General features: G+C 66.1%; 16 protein-coding genes. 5 read left to right on the plus strand and 11 right to left on the minus strand.

The genetic code is table 11. From position 1 onward, the window contains the following. Positions 1 to 28 precede the first annotated feature (28 nt). The 3 genes from IEI94_RS07890 to IEI94_RS07900 all read right to left on the minus strand — a co-directional run bounded on the left by IEI94_RS07890 (position 29) and on the right by IEI94_RS07900 (position 4,261). On the minus strand, positions 29 to 1,294 hold the full coding sequence (locus IEI94_RS07890) for a methyl-accepting chemotaxis protein (RefSeq protein WP_224749997.1): 1,266 nt from the start codon (positions 1,292 to 1,294) through the stop codon (positions 29 to 31). Positions 1,295 to 1,477: 183 nt separating this feature from the next. Continuing rightward, on the minus strand, positions 1,478 to 2,776 hold the full coding sequence (gene gabT / locus IEI94_RS07895; protein ID WP_191166760.1) for a 4-aminobutyrate--2-oxoglutarate transaminase: 1,299 nt from the start codon (positions 2,774 to 2,776) through the stop codon (positions 1,478 to 1,480). 33 nt (positions 2,777 to 2,809) lie between these two features. Then, entirely contained in the window at positions 2,810 to 4,261 is a 1,452-nt protein-coding gene (locus tag IEI94_RS07900; RefSeq protein ID WP_191166761.1) for an NAD-dependent succinate-semialdehyde dehydrogenase, read from the minus strand. Positions 4,262 to 4,439: 178 nt separating this feature from the next. On the opposite strand from IEI94_RS07900, the gene IEI94_RS07905 reads away from it, so the two are divergent. Together IEI94_RS07905 and IEI94_RS07910 are read left to right on the plus strand one after the other, a co-directional pair. Next, positions 4,440 to 6,899 carry a DUF1266 domain-containing protein gene (locus IEI94_RS07905; protein WP_191166762.1) on the plus strand — a complete coding sequence of 820 codons (2,460 nt, stop codon included), beginning with the start codon at positions 4,440 to 4,442 and terminating at the stop codon, positions 6,897 to 6,899. Positions 6,900 to 7,220: 321 nt separating this feature from the next. Continuing rightward, positions 7,221 to 7,817 carry a C40 family peptidase gene (locus IEI94_RS07910; protein ID WP_191166763.1) on the plus strand — a complete coding sequence of 199 codons (597 nt, stop codon included), beginning with the start codon at positions 7,221 to 7,223 and terminating at the stop codon, positions 7,815 to 7,817. On the opposite strand, the gene IEI94_RS07915 is transcribed toward IEI94_RS07910, so the two are convergent. Next, positions 7,805 to 8,695, minus strand: coding sequence for a LysR family transcriptional regulator (locus tag IEI94_RS07915; RefSeq protein WP_191166764.1), 891 nt, complete (start codon positions 8,693 to 8,695; stop codon positions 7,805 to 7,807). The two genes, IEI94_RS07910 and IEI94_RS07915, sit on opposite strands and share 13 nt — an antisense overlap. A gap of 42 nt (positions 8,696 to 8,737) precedes the next feature. Between IEI94_RS07915 and IEI94_RS07920 the strand changes: the two genes are divergently transcribed. Further along, positions 8,738 to 9,973, plus strand: a complete 1,236-nt coding sequence (locus IEI94_RS07920) for an MFS transporter (RefSeq protein ID WP_191166923.1) — start codon at positions 8,738 to 8,740, stop codon at positions 9,971 to 9,973. A 15-nt stretch (positions 9,974 to 9,988) separates the two neighbouring features. Here the strand turns inward: IEI94_RS07920 and azu are convergent, their stop codons facing one another. Both azu and msrA read right to left on the minus strand, forming a co-directional pair. After that, positions 9,989 to 10,438 (minus strand): azurin, encoded by a 450-nt coding sequence (azu, locus tag IEI94_RS07925; protein ID WP_191166765.1) that lies wholly within the window; start codon positions 10,436 to 10,438, stop codon positions 9,989 to 9,991. A gap of 124 nt (positions 10,439 to 10,562) precedes the next feature. Further along, entirely contained in the window at positions 10,563 to 11,171 is a 609-nt protein-coding gene (gene msrA, locus IEI94_RS07930) for a peptide-methionine (S)-S-oxide reductase MsrA (protein WP_191166766.1), read from the minus strand. Between the two features lie 142 nt (positions 11,172 to 11,313). Between msrA and IEI94_RS07935 the strand changes: the two genes are divergently transcribed. Both IEI94_RS07935 and IEI94_RS07940 read left to right on the plus strand, forming a co-directional pair. After that, positions 11,314 to 13,512: an FAD-dependent oxidoreductase gene (locus tag IEI94_RS07935; RefSeq protein WP_412030903.1), complete on the plus strand. Its 2,199-nt coding sequence runs from the start codon at positions 11,314 to 11,316 to the stop codon at positions 13,510 to 13,512. Further along, a complete protein-coding gene (locus IEI94_RS07940; protein ID WP_191166768.1) occupies positions 13,512 to 14,150 on the plus strand; it encodes a CDP-alcohol phosphatidyltransferase family protein in 639 nt (212 codons plus the stop codon). The genes IEI94_RS07935 and IEI94_RS07940 overlap by 1 nt, the downstream gene beginning before the upstream one ends. Here the strand turns inward: IEI94_RS07940 and IEI94_RS07945 are convergent. From IEI94_RS07945 to IEI94_RS07965, 5 genes are read right to left on the minus strand one after another with little or no spacing between them, the layout of a single operon-like run. Next, positions 14,129 to 14,746 (minus strand): ABC transporter ATP-binding protein, encoded by a 618-nt coding sequence (locus IEI94_RS07945; RefSeq protein WP_224749998.1) that lies wholly within the window; start codon positions 14,744 to 14,746, stop codon positions 14,129 to 14,131. The two genes, IEI94_RS07940 and IEI94_RS07945, sit on opposite strands and share 22 nt — an antisense overlap. After that, positions 14,739 to 15,548 carry an ATP-binding cassette domain-containing protein gene (locus tag IEI94_RS07950; RefSeq protein ID WP_191166770.1) on the minus strand — a complete coding sequence of 270 codons (810 nt, stop codon included), beginning with the start codon at positions 15,546 to 15,548 and terminating at the stop codon, positions 14,739 to 14,741. The genes IEI94_RS07945 and IEI94_RS07950 overlap by 8 nt, the downstream gene beginning before the upstream one ends. A 31-nt stretch (positions 15,549 to 15,579) precedes the next feature. Continuing rightward, positions 15,580 to 16,428, minus strand: a complete 849-nt coding sequence (locus IEI94_RS07955; protein ID WP_191166771.1) for an ABC transporter permease — start codon at positions 16,426 to 16,428, stop codon at positions 15,580 to 15,582. Beyond that, the gene (locus tag IEI94_RS07960) at positions 16,425 to 17,405 is read right to left on the minus strand and encodes an ABC transporter permease (protein ID WP_191166772.1); all 981 of its coding nucleotides are present in this window, start codon (positions 17,403 to 17,405) and stop codon (positions 16,425 to 16,427) included. Before IEI94_RS07960 ends, IEI94_RS07955 begins: the two co-directional genes overlap by 4 nt. Then, entirely contained in the window at positions 17,396 to 18,991 is a 1,596-nt protein-coding gene (locus IEI94_RS07965) for an ABC transporter substrate-binding protein (RefSeq protein ID WP_224749999.1), read from the minus strand. The genes IEI94_RS07960 and IEI94_RS07965 overlap by 10 nt, the downstream gene beginning before the upstream one ends. Positions 18,992 to 18,998: the final 7 nt, after the last annotated feature.

Here is an 18,998-nt window from a genome sequence, read left to right on the forward strand (position 1 = left end):
CCGCTCTGCTGTGCGAGGCAGAAGCTGGTTAGCGCGAGAGGCCATCAACCGCTCGAGATACCTGCCTGGCGCCTTCCAACATTTCGCTGACCACTGATGAAATATCGGCAAGTGCTTGCTGTGTTTCATTGCTCAGGCTCGAAGCAGTCGTCATCTTGTCTGACGCTGCCTGTGTTAGGGAGGTATTTTCATTCAGTACCAGTGATATGTTGCTGGCGGCTTCTCCAGCCTGTCTTGCTAGCTGGCGCACTTCGCTAGCCACCACCGAGAACCCTTTACCATGTTCGCCGGCCCGCGCAGCCTCGATAGCGGCATTGAGTGATAGCAAGTTGGTCTGTTCAGCAATCCGGGAAATGGTCCCTGTAATCTGGTTGATACTGTTGGACTTTTCGTTGAGGGTGCTGATAAGGGCCGCAAGGCTGCCAATGCCGCTGTTGGCTTGCTGAGAGTGGGTGACCGCCTCGCCCAGTTTTTCCAGGCCACTGATGGCTATCTGTTCTGTCTGAGTGGCCACGCTGCTGGCCGCCTCAACGGCCTGTCGTGCCGCCTCGTCTTTCTCTACCCTTGCAGTGATGTCTGTGGCGAACTTGATGATCCTCTCAACCCTGCCCTGGCCATCCAGAATGGGGTTGTAAGTCGCCTCCAGCCAGATCCGACGGCCGCTGGAGGTGAAACGCTCAAACTGGCCGGCGCTGAGTTTGCCGTCACTGAGGTCGTCCCAGAAGTTCGGGTTTTGCTGATAAAACGCCTCGCTACAGAACAGACGATGATGTTGGCCAACAATTTCCTCATGCGTGTAGTCCACGGTGTCCAGGAAGTTCTTATTGGCTTTGAGGACCTCTCCTTGCGGTGTAAATTCGATAATCGCCATGGAGTTATCCAGTGCGTCAAGCACTGCTTTCTGTAATCGTGATGCATGGTGCTTCTGGGTTATGTCAGTGGCAATCTTGATGACTTTGGTGACTTTTCCAAAGCCTGACATGACCGGCAGATAGGTTGCTTCCAGCCACACGCTATTGCCATGCTTGTCGAGCCGCTCAAAGGTACCTGCTTGCTGTTTCCCCAAGTATAGTTCGCGCCAAAATCGCTGATACTCTTGGCTGTTCCTTGTCTCTTCGGTGCAGAAAATCTGGTGATGCTTGCCGGTTATTTCATTGAAGGTATAAGCCACGGCTTGAAGAAAAAGATCATTGGCGTAGCGGATGTCCCCTTGTGGCGAAAACTCGATGTAGGCCATGCTGCTCTTGAGGGCAGCGATACTCTGCGAGCTGGTGCGGTGCTTGAGCCAGGACATGGGTACCAACCTCAATATGATCGAAAGTAATAGTTGTATTATCGACAGGTAGGGGGGAGCTTTAGGAAATAGCTTACAAAAAAGCATGAAACTGGCGGGCTTTATGTCGATAAGTTCTAATGTATACAGTAAAAAGCCCGGTGGATTGCCACCGGGCATGCAGCTTACTGGCTTGGACCTGGATCAGGCAGTGGCAGCGGCCTTCTGGCCGACCAGCTCCTTGAGGCAGGATTCGATGATCGCCAGCCCCTCTTCGAGGATCTCGTCTTCGATGGTCACCGGCATCAGGAAGCGGATGGTGTTGCCGTACATGCCGCAGGAGAGCAGGATCAGGCCATTGTCGCGGGCCTTCTTGCACAGCGCCGCGGCCAGCTCGGCATCCGGAGTGTGGTTGGCCTTGTCGGAGACCAGGTCGAAGGCTGCCATGGCGCCCATGTTGCGGGCGTTGTCGATGCAGTCGAAGTCCTGCTGCCAGGTGGCGAAGCGCTTGGCCAGCTTGTCGCCCAGGGCGTTGCTCTTGCCGAGAATGTCTTCCTGCTCGAACACCTCGAGCACCGCCAGGGTCGCGGCGCAGGAGACCGGGCTGCCGGTATAGGTACCGCCCAGCGAGTTGCCGCCTGAGGCGTCCATCACCTTATCGGTACCCACGACCGCGGAGATCGGCATGCCGTCGGCCATGCTCTTGGCCATGGTCATGATGTCCGGTTCGACGCCGCTATGCTCGATGGCGAACATCTTGCCGGTGCGCCCGAACCCTGACTGCACTTCGTCGATGATCATCAGAATGCCGTGCTCGTCGCAGATCTCGCGGATCGCCTTGAGGAAGCTGGCCGGCGCCGGATAGAAGCCGCCTTCGCCAAGCACCGGCTCGAGCACGATGGCGGCGGTATCCTTGGGGTTGGCGTCGGTCTTGAGGACCATCTTCAGACCGCGCAGCGCCTCGTCTTCGCTGACCCCGTGATAGGGCACCGGGAAGGGGGCGCGGAAGACGTTGCCCGGCATGCTGCCAAAGTCTGTCTGATAGGGCGCGACCTTGCCGTTCATGGCCATGGTCATGAAGGTGCGGCCGTGGTAACCGCCGTCGAAGCAGATCACGTTGTTCTTGCCGGTGGCGGCGCGTGCCACCTTGACGGCGTTCTCCAGCGCCTCGGCGCCGGAGTTGGCCAGCATTACCTTGGCGTGGCCGCGTACCGGGGTGATCTGGCTGAGTTTCTCGGCCACCTTCACATAGCCCTCATAGGGCATCACGGTCTGACAGGTGTGCATCACCTTGTCGAGCTGGGCCTTGACCGCTTCGACCACCTTGGGGTGGCGATGGCCGATATTGAGCACGCCGATGCCGCCGGCGAAGTCGATGATGCGGTTGCCGTCGGCGTCCCACACCAGCGCATTCTCGGCGCGGTCGGCGAAGGCCGTAGCGGGGCTGGCGGCGCCGTTGGCCACGTAGCGTTGCTTGAGTTCGTTGAGTTGGGCGTTGTTCATCATGTCACTCCTTGGGTAGACGGTGGTGGGTGCTCACAGGCCGCCGATACACACATACTTTAGCTCAGTAAAGTCGTCCAGGCCGTGGTGCGACCCTTCACGGCCCAAGCCTGATTCCTTGACGCCGCCGAAGGGCGCAAGTTCGGTGGAAAGCAGTCCTTCATTGACCGCTACCATGCCATATTCGAGGCCTTCCATCACATGCCAGATGCGTCGGTAGTCGCGTGCATAGAAGTAGGCGGCGAGGCCGAACTCGGTGTCGTTGGCCATGGCAATGGCCTGCTCGTCGCTGGTAAAGCGGAAGATCGGTGCCAGCGGCCCGAAGGTCTCCTCACGCGCCACACGCATCTCGGCGGTCACATCGGCGATCACCGTGGGCTGGAAGAAGGTGCCGCCCAGGGCATGGGGCTCACCGCCGCATATCAGTCGACCGCCCTTCGCCAGGGCGTCGTGGATATGCGACTGCACCTTCTCGACGGCAGCGGCGTTGATCAGCGGGCCCTGTACGACGCCCTCATCGAGGCCGTTGCCGACCTCCAGAGTGGCCACCCGGGCGGCGAGTTTCTCGAGAAAGGCATCGTAGACGCCATCCTGAACCAGGAAGCGATTGGTGCACACGCAGGTCTGACCGGCGTTGCGAAACTTGGAGGCGATGGCGCCCTCCACCGCGGCATCGAGGTCGGCGTCGTCGAAGACGATAAAGGGGGCGTTACCGCCGAGCTCCATGGAGGCCTTCTTGACCGTGCCGGCACACTGCGCGAGGAGCAGCTTGCCCACCGGCGTGGAGCCGGTAAACGATACCTTGCGCACCCGCGGGTCGGTGGTCAGTACTTCGCCGATGGCGGCCGGGCGGCTGGCGGTCACCACGTTGAGCAGACCGTCGGGGAAGCCGACCTGCTCGGCCAGCCGGGCCAGGGCCAGGGCGGTCAGCGGAGTGGCTTCGGCGGGTTTGATCACCACCGGGCAGCCGGCGGCCAGTGCAGGGGCGCACTTGCGGGTGATCATCGCCAGCGGGAAGTTCCACGGTGTGATGGCGGCGACCACGCCGATCGGTTCGCGCAGCACCAGCAGGCGCTTGTCGGCGCCGTGGCTGGGCAACGTCTCGCCAGCCATGCGCTTGGCCTGCTCTGCATAGAACTCGATAAAGGCGGCGCCGTAGGCGACTTCGCCGCGGGACTCGGCCAGCGGCTTGCCCTGCTCCAGTGTCATCAGGCGCGCCAGATCCTCCTGGTGCGCCATGATCGCCTCGAACCAGTCGCGGAGCAGCGCGCTGCGCTGCTTGGCTGGCGTCTTGCGCCATGCCGGCCAGGCCGCCTCGGCGGCGGCCACGGCGTCTCGCGCGGCATCGGCATCGAGGTCGGGCACCTCGGCCAGGGTCTCGCCGTTGGCCGGGTTGATCACCGCGAAGCGCTGGTCGCTGTCGCGCCAGGTGCCGGCGATGTAAGCCTTGTCGATCATCAGATCGGGAAGTGAAGGTATGGGCATGCTGCCTCCTGAGGGTAGATGGCCTGATTGTCATCATAATTGACGAAGTGTGCAATATATAAAACGACTGGCGGAGGAGGCGGTCTGTTTGACGCTCAACCATCGGCGCGTTGTTCGCTTTCGGCTACACTAGGCGCCGGTTGATGCATTGCCGTCTTTTGTCATGTCGAGGTGAGTCTTGGTCGATCCCCTGAATGCCTGGTGGGCTCAACAACTGGTGCTGTGCGGTTGGGCCTTCGAGCCCGATCCGACAGCGGTATCGGCAGAGCTGGCCGCCGAACGACTGGTCTACCTCGGGGTAGAAGAGCGCAGTGAGCTGGGCTGGCGACTGCTTGAAGCATTGCCTCCGGGCGCGCCCAACGCGCTATGCCAGCTCGATGCCTTGGAACTGCTGGCGCTGGCCGTGGCGGCGGGCTGGCTGCCTGCTGATCAGGCTGGCGTCTGGGTCAAGCGGCTGGGGGAAGAGATCTGTGGCCACTACCGAGATCTCGATGACTGGCTCAAGGCGCTGCTCAGCGTTCGCAGTGGTGAGGGCTGGGTACGCGGCGATGACGGTTTCTTCGAGGCCTGTGAGGCACTGGCACGCCTCGAGCAGGATGGCGATGGCGTGACCTGGGAGATGCTTGCTGCGCGTCTGGCGCACCGCGAGTCACTGGCGCCTCTGTGGCCCAGTGCGCCGGGAGAGTCGGTGTGGCGACTGCGGGCAGCCTTCGCTCCGACCCTGGCGCTACCACCGAGTCCGGGGCTCGACTGGCCGGATGTCGGCGCCTGGCTTGACGAGGTGTGGCAGGTTCACAGCCGTGACGAACTGATCCGGCTGCTGTTGTGGCTGGCCGGCCAGGGAGACCGCTACGGCTGGGACCTCGACGCCAGCCGTCTGCTCGAGCTGGACAGCGGCGAGCGCCAGGCGTGGCTCGCCGGACTGCAGGGCGCCGAGCCCTATGGACACGTGCTGTTGACCTTTGTGGCCCGCGGCGAGCCGCTCGAGTGGGCGGCCTGGGACTGGCTGCGACTGGTCGAGCTGGCGTACGCCGGCTGGTGTATGGAGTGGCTCAGCCAGGAGGAGGCCGAGGACTTTGCCGGCCACGCCCTGGATCTGCTGACGCGGCGCTATAGCGACTGGATGGCACTGGTCAACGCCTATCAGCGCGGTCGCAGCCTGTTCGAGGCCCGCGATCTTACCGGCGAGGCCGACCGCGATTGGCACCTGTTGCTGCAATCGCCGGCCAGTCCCTGGCGCGAGCCCTTGGCAGGTCTGCTGGAAGACCCCCTGCGCGAGCGCAGTCGGGCGGCGATGCGCGCCTGGCGCAGCGAGCCGCGCCACTGGGTGCTGGCGCTGGCCTCGATCCGCGAGCCGGATCTGCTCTACCGCCAGGGCGTCGCCGCGCCGCTGAGCGCGGCACGTCGCGATGACGCTCGCGGCTATTTGCGTGACACCCTGGGTCTGTTCCCCGACGACGGCGCCGACGGCCTGCGCCGCTACTGGCTGCCGGCCCAGGCGCATCATCTCAATCAACTGGCCGCCGATGCCAGCCACGGGGCGCTGCCCAAGACTCGCACGCCGTTCGGTGAGCCGCCGGCCGCAGCGCTGGCCCAGCGCAATGCCCTGGCCGGCTGTAGCCGTCATGCCGCCACCATCCATATGGCCGAAAAGTACGCGTTCTACCTGCAGATGGTGATGGACAGTGAGGAGTTCGATGCCGCAGCGCTGGCCGATCAGGCCGAGTCGCTGCGCGGGGTGCTGTGCCGCTTCTATCCCGATGCGCGACGCTTGCTGTCGGCCTGGGCCGCCTGGGAGAGCGTGCTGCCCGACGGCGAGGGGCCGCTGCTGAGTCACGAGATCTGCTGGCACCGCGATGACCCAGGCAGTCCCTTTCATTGGCTCGACTGGGCGCCGGGAGCCTGGCAAGAGCCCGGCGATCGCCCCAGTCTGCCGCGCTTCACTGCGCTGGCCCTGGTCGGCCCTCTCAATACCAGCGCCTGGAGCGAACCGCTCCCCGAGAGTCCGCGTGAGTGCGAGGCGATCCGCGAATGGCTCGATAGTCACTATGGCCTGCATAGCGCAGAGGGTGTGGCCGAGTTTCTGGACTTCCTGCTCGGCTCAGGCGATCGCCAGGAGTACCAGATCAACTATGCGCCCTATACCCTCAATGGCGCACGGCTGGCCTCCGAAATCGCCACCCTGGAGTCCGGAGACTGCGGGGAAGAGGACCGCAACCACCTGCTGCGGCTCGCGCGTGTGCGTGACAATGAAGATGGCTGCAACGACATCGACATGACGGCCTGGGATATTGCCCAGGCGGTGGATCTGGCGATAGCCGCGCGTCAGCTGAACTGGCTCGACGAGGCGGCCTTCGCCGCGGCACTGGAGCGCGCCACGCGGCTGGCCGCCGAGCATTACGGCGGTTGGTCGGCCTATGCGCGTGGCCTGTATGCCGGCTTCTCGTTCTTCATGGGTGAGACCGAGGAGCGCGCGGCCTTTCTGGCCAGCTTTCGCGAGGCGCTGGTCGCTTGGCTGACTGGCGCGCCGCCGCTGGCCGGGTCCTGGGCGAGCCTCGACTTCCCCGGTGCGCGTCCGCGCCACTGGGCGCCGATGCATATTGATACGCTGCCGGGAGATGCGCGCACCCTCCATTAAGAGGACGTCTACAAAAGGGCTGCACTCGGACAGCACGTTTGCTGACGTATGTAGCGCCTCCTTAACGAAACGTTACGTTACAGGCTGTCGCCAAACGCCATAACATGCATTATATTCATCAGGTTATTGTCAACAGGCGCTTCCTGTCAGGCGCCTGACTCTCCCATTGGCATTGGACCGCTGACAGGCCGCTATGGACGTGGTACGTCGGGCATACGCCCTGGGCACCACTTCCACAGCGACGTCAAACTGCCCTCGACACGCGTGTACGCGTGACGGCATTGGCGTGCGGTTCGCGTATTCGTGAACGAGGTCGCTGGAATGTTGCGTATTGCTGGCGTATGTCTACTGCTTGGCATCTTGGCTGGCTGTGCTGGAACACCGCAAGAAGAGCCGCCTGCCGATTACTTCAGTACCTCCATGCCGTCTCTCGACCATGACCCGCTGATGTCGCCGGTCGATAATCCGATTCGTGAGATGCGCAGTTTCCAGCGGCCTTCCCCTGCGCTGGTGCGCCAGGCGCTGCTGGCCCAGCATGAGCGCTGGGTAGGTACCCCCTATCGCCTCGGCGGAGAAGGTCAGGCCGGTATCGACTGCTCGGCGCTGATGCAGCATGTCTTCAACGACAGTTTCCGCATGGATCTGCCGCGCACCACCGACTCCCAGGCACTGCAGGGCAGCCGCATCGAGCGTAGCGAGCTGCGCCCGGGTGACCTGGTCTTCTTCCGTCCGCCGGGACCCTACAACCATGTCGGCGTCTACGTCGGCGACGGCTACTTCCTGCACGCCTCCACCTCCCAGGGCGTGATCCTCTCCGAGGTCGATAACGACTACTGGCAGCGCCACTACTGGCAGTCGCGGCGGCCGATGGATCAGAACCAACTGGCCCAGCGCGCCGCCTGGACTCAGCGCGGCTGATCGGGGTGTTCGAGGACGAAATCGACGAACGCCTGCTCGGCCCGCGACAGGCTGCTGCCGCGAGCCCAGGCCAGCGATAGTTCGAGCCAGGCTCGGGGTGCGAACGACACCGCGGCCAGTCCTGGCTCGTCGATGACCCGACGCAGGAAGGTGGTGATACCGAAGCCCTGGCGGACGATGGCCTTGGTCAGCGGTATCAGGTTCGACTGAAAAGCGACGTCGGCCTGGTGGCCGCCTGCCTCGGCCAGGGCGTCGACGAACTCGCGATGGAAATAGCCGTCCTGAAACAGCACCAACGGCTCGCTGAAGAAGTCCCGCGGCGAGACGCTGGCACGTCCGGCAAAGGGATGATCCTCCGGCACGCACACCACCATCTCCTCGCGCAGAAAGTGGCGCCGCTCCAGCCCCTGGCTGCTGGCGTCGTCCATCACCACGCCCAGATCCAGTTCGCCAGCGTTGATCATGCGCTGCAGCCGTCGGGTGCCGGCCTCGACCACCGTCAGGCGGATACCCGGATGACGCGCCTTGAAACCCATCAGTAGCGGTGGGAAGTAGTAGGAGCCGAGCATCGAGGGGATGCCGATACGTACCTCGCCCTTGACCAGACCGTGCAGTTCGCGCATCGCCAGATGTGCCGCCTCGGCGCGTTCCAGCAGCGCCTTGGCGTGGGTGTAGAGTGCCTCGCCTTCAGGGGTGAGGCTGATGCGCCGCTCGTGGCGATGGAACAGGGTCAGCTCCAGCCGTTTTTCGAGATTGGCGACAGTCTGGCTGATCGCCGACTGCGCCACATGGCGGTCGCGGGCGGCGGCGCTGAAGCCGCGATGATCCGCCACGCTGACGAAACACTGCAGGGCGCGCAGGTCGAAGGGTAAGCTCATAAGCAGATCCGATGGCGGCTATCAAAAGTTGCTGTTTGGCTTATTGGTCAGAAGCGTCGATCATGCCTGTCCCATAGGGAGACGTCCATGATCGAAGCCCATAGCCGCGCCTGGTGGCGCGCCACCCTGGCCCTCTGCCTCGGGTCCTTCACGGTATTCATCAATCTCTACGCACCGCAGCCGCTGCTGCCCGAACTGCGCCAGGTATTCGGTATCTCGACCCTGGCCGCGGGCCTGGTGATGTCGGTATCGACGCTGGCGTTGGCGCTGGCGCTGCTGGTGTTCGGCACCCTCTCCGACGCCATCGGCCGGCGCGGCATCATGCTGGTGACCCTGGTGCTGACCACGCTGTGCAGCCTGGGCCTGGCGCTGGCGCCCAACTACCACACGCTACTGTGGTTGCGGGCCGTGCAGGGATTCGTGCTGGGTGGCCTGCCGGCGGTGGCGATCGCCTGGATGGGCGACGAGTTCGACAGGCGTGGATTGATGCTGGCGGTGGGGCTGTATATCAGCGCCAACACCCTGGGTGGCATCGGCGGTCGTGTGATGGGCGGTTTCGCCGCCGACCTGGGAGGCTGGCAGGCCAGCTTTGCCACCGTCGGCGCGGTCAGCGTGGTGTGTGTGGCGCTGTTCTGGAAGCTGCTGCCGGCGTCGCGCCATTTCCAGCCGCAGCCGTTTCGGCTGCGCGCGGCGCTGGGGTCGATCGCCGGCCACCTGCGCAATCCGCTGCTGTTTGGCGCCTACCTGATCGGCGGGCTCAATTTCCTGATCTTTATCAACCAGTATAGCTATATCACCTTCCGCTTGAGTGAGGCGCCCTACGGCCTGGCCACTCAGTGGCTGGGGATGATCTTCGTCACCTACCTTGGCGGTACTCTGGGGGCTTCGCTATCGGGGCGCGCCGCTCAGCGGCTGTCGCAGCCGCGCTGCATGATGCTCGGGATTGGAATCTTCGCGTTTGGCACGCTGCTGACGCTGGCCGGCTCGCTGACGGCGATCATCATTGGGCTGACCGTCAACGCCTTCGGCTTCTTCTTCGCCCATTCGACGGCCTCGAGCTGGGTCGGGCGCCACGCCAAAACCGCACGCGGCAGCGCCTCGGCGCTCTATCTGGTGTTCTACTACGTCGGCGCCAGCCTCGGCGGCTTCTATCTGGAGCCGTTCTGGCAGCTGGCTCACTGGTGGGGGGTGGCGCTGGCCTCATGGCTGGTGCTGGCGGTGACCCTGGGGCTGGCCGGCTGGCTAGGGATCAAGGAGCGCGCCGGGCACGCTCCCTGATAGATGGCTAGGGCATCAGTCGACCAGCGTCACGCTGCCGTGCATGATCCCCGAGTGGCCGGGGAAGCTGCAGAAGAAGGCGTAGCTGTCGTCACCATCGAGTGCATCGACGTCGAAGGTCACCGAGGTGCTCTCGCCGCCGCCAATCATCTCGGTATAGGCGATGATGCGCTCGTCGTCGGGAACGATATAGTCATTCTCCGGGCCGGCCGCCATGCTCGCCTCGGCGACATCGGCCATGTCCGCTTCCCGGGTCAGCACCCAGTTGTGGCCCATGGTCTCGACGCCCATGCTGCCCACATGCTCCAGCTCGAGGGTGAAGGTATCGCAGCTCTGGCTGATCTCGATGCTATCGGTATCGAACTGCATCTGGTCGTTGGACTCCACCACGGCGCTACACTCATCAGCCATGGCGGGTAGGCTCAGCAAACCGAGAAATGCGGCGGCTACCATTGGACGAATCATCTGCGACTCCCTTGCTTGTGAAAGACAATGAGATTCAATCACATTAATGCGGGCGTGTTCTACTTCCCTGACGATGCAGGGTGCGGTGAATCGTCACATGTCAGCCGCAGGCGGTGAGCTTCCGCTACAGGCCGCCGGCTTCGTCGCCCCAGATTTCCTCGAGGCGCTCTTCACGCCCGCAGGCCGATTTATAGAAGCGGTAGCGCAGCGGATTCTCCTGATAGTAGTTCTGGTGGTATTCCTCCGCGGCATAGAAGGTCTCGAAGTCGTTTATTTCGGTGGCAATGGTGCGGTCGAAACGTTCGGCAACGGCGTCACGGCTGGCCTCGGCCAGGGCGCGCTCCTCGTCGCTGGCGGTGAAAATCGCGCTGCGATAGGCCTCGCCGGCATCACAGAACTGGCGGTCTTCGGCGAAGGGGTCGACATTGCGCCAGAACACGTGCAGGAGCGTCTCGTAGTCGACCCGCTCCGGGTCATACTCGACCTTGACCACCTCGGCGTGGCCGGTGCCGCCGCTCACCACCTGTTCGTAGCTGGGGTTTTCGACATGGCCGCCGCTGAAGCCCGAGGTAGTGGCGACCACGCCATCGACGGCGTCGAAGAACTCCTCCACGCACCAGAAGCAGCCGCCGCCGAATACCGCTTCGGCGGTCGACTGGTTGGCCTCATCGGCGTGGGCGGCAAGCGGTAGCAGGGCGAGCAGGGCGTAGCGAAGCGGACGAATCGATGTCATGGTTATTGGCCGTTGGAGGAGGATGCCTGCTTTGATGGCTTGAAAGCGGGACGGTTCCCAATAGTGTAAGGATCTGTCGTCGGGTGACGACAGAGCGGCAAGTGAACTGCCTGTCCCGGGCGGCTACCCCGATCACGGAGAGATGAGCTTGGCACAACGACGACTATGGATCCTGGCCAGCATCGCGCTGCTGGTGGCGGCCTTCTTTATCAGCGGCGCCCATCACTGGCTGACCCTGGACAATCTCAGAGCCAATCAGGCCGAGTTCCAGCAGTGGTTTGCCGCCCAGCCGCTGCTGGTCGGCGGTGGCTTCTTCCTGATCTACACCCTGATGGCGGGCCTATCACTGCCCGGGGCGACCCTGCTGACGCTGCTCGGCGGGGCGCTATTCGGTTTCGGCTGGGGGCTGCTGATCATCTCCTTCGCCAGCACCCTGGGCGCCACCCTGGCGTTTCTGATCGCCCGCACTCTGGCTCGCGGCCCGCTGGAGCGGCGCTTCGCCACTCAGCTCGACAGCATCAATCGCGGCATCCAGCGCGAGGGCGCGCTCTATCTGTTCACCCTGCGCCTGATACCGCTGTTTCCGTTCTTCGTCATCAACCTGGTGATGGGGTTGACCCGTATGCGGGTGGTGACCTTCTACTGGGTCAGCCAACTGGGCATGCTGCCCGGCACCGCGGTGTTCGTGAACGCCGGACGGGAGTTGGGCAGCCTCGAGTCGCTGTCGGGGATTCTGTCGCCGACGCTGATCGTCTCCTTCGTGCTGATCGGGCTGTTTCCGCTGCTGGCGCGTTTCGTGGTGGATGCCATCAAGCGCCGGCGGCTGGCCAAGGCCTACCACCGCCCGCGCAGTTTCGACTACGACATCGTGGTGATCGGCGCCGGCTCGGCGGGTCTGGTGGCAAGCTATATCGCCGCTGCGGTCAAGGCGCGGGTGGCGCTGGTGGAGCGTGATGCCATGGGCGGCGACTGCCTCAATACCGGCTGCGTGCCCTCCAAGGCGTTGATTCGCGCCGCGCGGGCCGCCCATGAGGCACGTGGCGCCAAGCGTTTCGGGGTTCATCTCGGCGAGCCCGACATCGATTTTCACGGCGTGATGGCCCACGTGCACGATGCCGTCGCCAAGGTCGCTCCCCACGACAGCCCGGCCCGCTATCGTGGCCTTGGGGTGGACGTGGTGCACGGCGCGGCGCGCCTGCAGACGCCCTGGGAGGTGCGCGTCGGTGAGCGGGTGCTGACCAGTCGCCACGTGATCATTGCCAGCGGTGCGCGGCCGCGGGTGCTGCCGCTGCCGGGTATGCCGTCCGATGAGATCCTCACCTCCGATAACCTGTGGCAGCTCGAGCGGCTGCCCGCTCGGCTGGTGGTGATCGGCGGCGGGCCGATCGGCTGTGAGCTGGGCCAGAGCTTCGCGCGGCTAGGTAGCCGAGTGAACCTGGTCGAAGGCGCCGCCCAGCTGCTGCCGCGGGAGGACCGCGACGTCGCCGAGGCCCTCGAAGCCGGACTGCGCGAAGAGGATGTGGCGCTGCACCTCGGCTGCCGGGCGGTGGCGGTGGAGCCAGGGCCGAGTCACGCCGATCGCGGCAAGGTGCTGGTGATCGAGCGCGCCGACGGTAGCCAGGCGCGGATCGTCTTCGACCGCCTGCTGATGGCGGTGGGGCGCGAGGCCAACGTCGAGGGCCTGGGGCTGGAGGCGCTGGGCATCGCCACCCGTGCCAACGGCACCCTGGACGTCGACGATACCCTGCGCAGCCTGCACCCCAATATCTGGGCCTGCGGCGACGTAGTGGGCCCCTTCCAACTGACCCACGCCAGTGCCCACCAGGCCTGGCACGCCACGGTCAACGCCCTGTTCGGTGAGATCAAGCGTTTCGCGGTCAGCTACCGCGCGCTGCCGGCGGTGACCTTCAGCGACCCCGAGGTGGCGCGGGTCGGACTTAGCGAGCGCGAGGCCGAGGCGCAGGGCATTGCCTATGAGCTGACCCGCTATGAGCTGGCCGAGCTGGACCGCGCCATCGCCGACGGCCACGACCGCGGCTTTATCAAGGTGCTGACGGTGCCCGGCAAGGATCGTATCCTTGGCGCCTGCGTGGTCGGCCACGGCGCCGGCGAGCTGCTGGCCACCTTCACCCTGGCGATGACCCGTAATATTGGCCTCAACAAGCTGCTGGCGACCATTCACCCCTACCCGAGCTACTCCGAGGCGGCCAAGGCCAGCGCCGGGATGTGGAAGAACGCCCATAAGCCAGAGTGGCTGCTCGGCTGGTTGGCGCGCTACTTCACCTGGCGCCGGCGCAGCGGCAAGCTGCACCTGATCGATGCGAGTGAGGAGCGTCCCTGATGCTCGACCGCTGGACCATGCCGCTGACCCAGGCACCGCTGGCGCGGATCGCCGCCGTGCTGGCGCGGCGCGGCTGGCGCCCTGACCAGGTCACCGTGGCGGCCTTCGCGATCGGGATGCTGGCCCTGCCGCTGCTGGCGCTGGAGTGGTACGCCGCGGCGCTGGTGGTGATTCTGCTCAACCGGCTCGGCGATGGGCTGGATGGCGCCCTGGCGCGCCACACCGATCGCGCCAGCGACGCCGGCGGTTTTCTCGATATCGGCCTGGACTTCGTCTTCTACGCCGCGGTGGTGCTCGGTTTTGCGCTGGCCGACCCGGCCGCCAACGCCCTGGCGGCGGCGCTGCTGTTGTTCGCCTTCATCGGCACCGGCACCTCCTTTCTGGCCTTCGCCATCATGGCTGCCAAGCATCGCCTCGAGCGGCCGCGCTTCGAGTCCAAGGCCTTCTACTACCTGCATGGGCTCACCGAGGGCACCGAGACGGTGCTCGCCCTGGTGCTGTTCTGCCTGTTTCCCCGGCACTTCGCGCTGCTCGCCAGCCTGTTTGCGCTGGCCTGCCTGATCACCACCGCGACCCGGCTGTGGGGCGGCTATCGCACCCTGCGGGCGCGCGAGGGTCAGGGCTCGGCCCAGAGCTGACCGTTCTCTAGCCGCAGTTGATGCTGGCAGAGCCGTTTCAGCAGGGCCTGGTCATGGCCGATCACCAGCACCCCCAGGTCGCGCTGCTCGGCGATCTCGGCCAGGGTCTGCCACAGCTCGGCCTGGGTGATGGCGTCGAGCATCGAGGAGATCTCGTCGGCGATCAGGTAGCGCACCCCGGGGGCCAGGCTGCGCAGCACCGCCACCCGCTGCAGTTCGCCGCCGGAGAGCTCATGGGGATAGCGCTCCAGCCAGTCGTCGGCGATGCCGAAGCGCCGACGCAGCGCGGCGTCGGGCGTCCAGGCCTCGGCGAGAATACGGCCGATGCGCCAGCGCGGATTGACCGCCAGCTCCGGCACCTGAGGGAGCCACTGCACCGGGTGCAGGCCATGCGGAGGGAGGGGAGCGGCGTCGAGCCGCAGCGAGCCGCGGCGCGGGGTGTGATGCCCGGCCAGCAGCCGGCCGAGGGTCGACTTGCCGGATCCCGAGGCGCCGCTGAGGCCCACCCACTCTCCCGCTGCCAGGCGCAGCGACACGCCGCGCAGCACGCTGTCGCCGGGGCGATAGCCGAGGGTGATATCGCGCGCCTCAAGCAAGCTGGGGTACCTCATGCACCGCCGGCCGCGCGAAGTCGTTGTCGGGCAGGGCTCGCCATAGCGCCCGGGCGTAGTCGCTGGACAGCGCCTCGCCGCGTCCCTGGAAGGCGGTGGCCGGGGCTGTTTCCAGGGTGGTGCCAGCGTGGAACACCGTGACCCGATCGGCCACGCTGAGCGCGTGGCGCAGGTCGTGGGTGATCAGCAGCACGCCCTTGCCGGCATCGGCGAGTCGTCGCAGCTGCTCGAGGACGCCGGCGCGATGGGCCGGGTCGAGGCCGACGCTGGGTTCGTCGGCGATCAGCCACTCGGCCTCGCCGGCGGTGGCCATGGCCAGTAGCACCCGGCGTGCCATGCCGCCGGAGAGCTGATGGGGGTAGCGGCGGGCGCTATCGCCGACCAGGCCGACATCGGTCAGTGCCCGCTCGGCGGCGGCGCGCGGCGCGTTGACCCCGGCGCGGCGCGCCGCCCAGGTGACCTGATGATGGCTACGCACCAGCGGGTCGAGTGCCGCCAGCGACTGGGGAATCAGCGCCAGGTGCTTGCCGCGCAGCGCGGCCTGGCGGGTGGCGTCGAGGAGCTCGCCGTCGAGTCGCAGGCTGCCCCGCAGTCTCGCGTTGCCGGGCAGCAGACCGATAAGCGCCTGGGCCATCAGGCTCTTGCCGGCCCCCGAGGCGCCGACCACCGCATGCAGTTCACCGCGGGCCAGGGTAAGCGAGACGTCGTGCAGGCAGGGAATCGCTGCGCGCCGCCATAGGCCGCGATAGCGCAGGAAGTCGAGGGCGAGGCGGTCGATCTCGAGCATGGTCACACTCCACGGATGGTTGAGCGCAGGATCATTGCTGGGCCTCGCGCGGGGTGAGTAGCCGGCGCAGGGCATTGCCCAGGCGGTCGAAGGCCAGCACCAGCAGCAGCAGGCCGAGCCCGGGGAAGACCCCGAGCCACCAGTAGCCGGCGCTGAGATAGCGCATCGACTCGGCGAGCAGCACGCCGATGGCGGGCTGCCCTGGGCTAAGGCCGAAGCCGAGAAAGGTCAGCGCCGCCTCGTGCAGGATCGCGTGGGGAAACAGCAGCAGGCCGCCGACCAGACAGTGCGGCAGCAGCGCCGGCAGCAGGTGGTGCCAGACCACGTAGCGGCGCGACTTGCCGAAGCGCCGCGACAGGCGGACGTAGTCGGCCTGCTGCAGCTGCAGCAGCTCGGCGCGCAGCACTCGGGTCAGACTCGGCCAGTGGGTCAGCGCCACGGCGATGATCACCGCCTGGGTGCCGCCGCCCAGCGCGAAGGCGATCAGGATCAGCAGAATCAGGTGTGGCAGCCCCAGTACGCTATCGACCAGCAGCCCCACCATGGCATCGAGCCGGCGGTCGAGGCTGGCCAGGGCTGCCAGGCTCAGGGCGATCAGGGTGCCGAGCAGCGCCGCCGCGGCACCTACCCATAGACTTAGCGCCAGGCCCTGTAGGGTGCGTGCCAGGAGGTCGCGGCCGAGCACATCGGTACCGAACCAGTGTTCAGCGCCGGGTGCCAGCAGGCGCGCCTGGAAATCGCTGGCAGCGGCACGCTCGGCGAGTTGCGGCTGCATCAGCAGCAGCGCGGCGAGGGCGACCAGCAGGGCCAGGCTGCCGAGGGCCAGGCCTAGTCGCGGGTTGCCGCGCAGGGCCAGCGGTGGCGTTGGCGCGGTGCTCATGGGCGGACCTCGCCGAGGCGCGGGTCGACCAGGCGGTAGAGGCCGTCGGCGAGGGCATTACCGACGCTGACGAACAGCGCGGTAAAGAGTGCGATGGCCAGCAGAAGCGGCACATCGCTGCGCAGGCCGGCCTCTACCGTGGCGCGGCCCAGGCCGGGGTAGGAGAACACCTGCTCGACCAGCATCGAGCCGCCGAACAGCTCCCCCAGCGAGGCGAACGCCAGAGTCAGGGCCGGCAGGCAGGCGTGGCGGGCGCCGTGGCGCCAGGCGACTTCGCGGCGGCTGGCGCCTTGCGCCAAGGCGTGCAGGGCGACATCGGAGCGCATCAGCTCGAGCATACGGGCACGGGTGTGCAGAGTGATCTGGGCAACGCCGAGCAGCGCCAGGGTCAGCGCCGGCAGCAGCAGATGGTGGAGGCGGGTGGCGAGGCTCAGCTCGGCGCGGGTCACCCCGGCGGGGCCGGCGCAGCACACCGGCGTCCAGCCCAGGGTCACCGAGAACAGCAGCAGGCCGAGGATCGCCAGCCAGAAGGTCGGGGTCGAGGCCAGGGTATAGGCGTAGCGGCAAATCCAGCGATCTACCCAGCCGCCCTCACGAGTGCCGGCCACTACGCCGAGGGCAAAGCCGATCAGCATGGCGCCCAGCCAGGCGCTGGCCAGCAGCGGCAGCGAGGCTAGGAAACGGCTGCCGATCACTTCGCTGACCGGGGCGTTGTAGACCCGGCTCCAGCCCAGCTCGCCGCGCAGCATATTGCCCAGCCAGTGCAGAAACTGCTGCGCCGCCGGCTGATCGGCGCCCCAGCGTTCGGCGATCAGCGCACGCTGCTCGGGGCTGACCTGGGCCGCCTGGGGGCCCAGGTAGGCGTCCACCGGGTCGATGGGCGAGGCCTGCATCAGGCCGAAGGCGGCCAGCGCCACCACGCCGAGCACCGCGATCAGACGCAGCAGTCGCCGCGCCAGCGGGGCTATCAGTCGCACTGCCACTGCCACTCGAGCAGGTTGGCGGTGATCGGCCAGCCGTGGCCGTGGGGGGCGATACCCAGCTCGCCCATATCGAGGCAGTCGTCGACGAAGTAGAGGTGCTCGAGATTGACCAACCAGGCCCAGGCGGCGTCGCCGCGCATGCCGTAGCCGGTCGTGCCATCCCACTGGGCCGCTCGCCAGTGGGGCAGTGAGGCCTCGAGACTCTCGGCGGCCTGGGCCACCTCGAGGTGGGCGTCGACCGCCGGATTGGCATAGAAGCCACTGTTGTAGTAGTCCTGCCCGGCGTACTGGCTGTGATAGAGGTAGTAGATCTCCTGGGGGCTGTGGCTGCCCCAGCCGAACAGGATGGCGTCCTGATGCAGCGCCTCGCGGCGAATCTCGTCCCAGTGACGCCCGGTGGGGTCTACCGCGATGCCCAGCGGACGCAGCATCTCGGCGACGCTCTCGGCAAGCAGCTGGCGGGTGGTGTCACCGGCCGGATAGGTGAGACGGAAGCGTGCCGCCTGGCCGTCGCGCTGGCGCAGTCCCTCGCTCTCCATCTGCCAGCCCGCTGCGTCGAGCAGCGCGGCGGCGGTCTCCAGATCGGCGTCGTCGAAGCGCTCGGCGGGGTCGGTCCAGGCCAGCCCATCGGCAGGGCCAAAGGCCGGCTGGCCAAAGCCGTGCAGCGCGACCTCCACCAGCAGCTCGCGGTCGACGGCAAGATTGATCGCCTGGCGGATCGCCGGGTCGGCGGTGACATCGTTGCCGATCGGGGCATCGCTGTCGCTGGTCTCGCCGCGATCAGGCTGCATCGGGAACAGCATGCCGCGGTTGTCGACGCTCTGCATGGCGACGCGCTGCATCCCGCTGGGCGGCTGGGCGGCCAGCGCCGGGGGCACCGATGCCAGGTGCAGGCGACCGGCATTGGCCGCGGCCAGCGTGGTATCCTCGCCGGTAAACTGGAAGACCAGGCGCTCGAACGGCGGTGTTTCACCATAGAAATGCGGGTTGCGCTCGACGATCAGCTGTTCGCCCTCCTGCCACTCCACCAGCTGATAGGGGCCGGAACCCAACGGCGCGCGGCCATAGCCGTCGTGGTAGCCGTTGTCACGCTGCGCGGCGGGGACGATACCCAGGGTATAGAAGGTGTCCATGAAGGTGACCCGGGGCTCCTTGAGGGTCAGCTTCACCCGCCGCTCATCGAGGGCCTCGGCGTTGGCCAGCACGCTGAGATCGGCGCGGCCCCCGGCGCGGGAGGCGGCATTGAAGGTGAACGCCACGTCCGCGGCGGTCAGCGCTGTGCCGTCGCTGAAGTAGGCGTCGTCGCGCAGGGAAATCGTCCAGCGCAGGCGATCGTCGGAGAGCGTCCAGTCGCGGGCCAGTTCGGGCTGGGTTGCCAGGTCGGCATCGCGGCTCAGCAGCGTCGACTGAAACAGCGGGTGGCCGTAGTGGCCCCAGCCCAGCAGCGGATCGAAGCCGTCGTCGGGCTCGCCGCCGATGGCCATCACCAGCGACGACTCGGCGTGGGCGGCAAGCGAACCGAGGGCGAGAGGGACGGCAAGCATCGTGGCAGCCATCCAGTGATAGCGAAGTATCGGCATCGTAGGG

Origin of the sequence: Halomonas sp. ML-15 (assembly GCF_014779595.1) — a bacterium.
Lineage (GTDB): Bacteria > Pseudomonadota > Gammaproteobacteria > Pseudomonadales > Halomonadaceae > Franzmannia.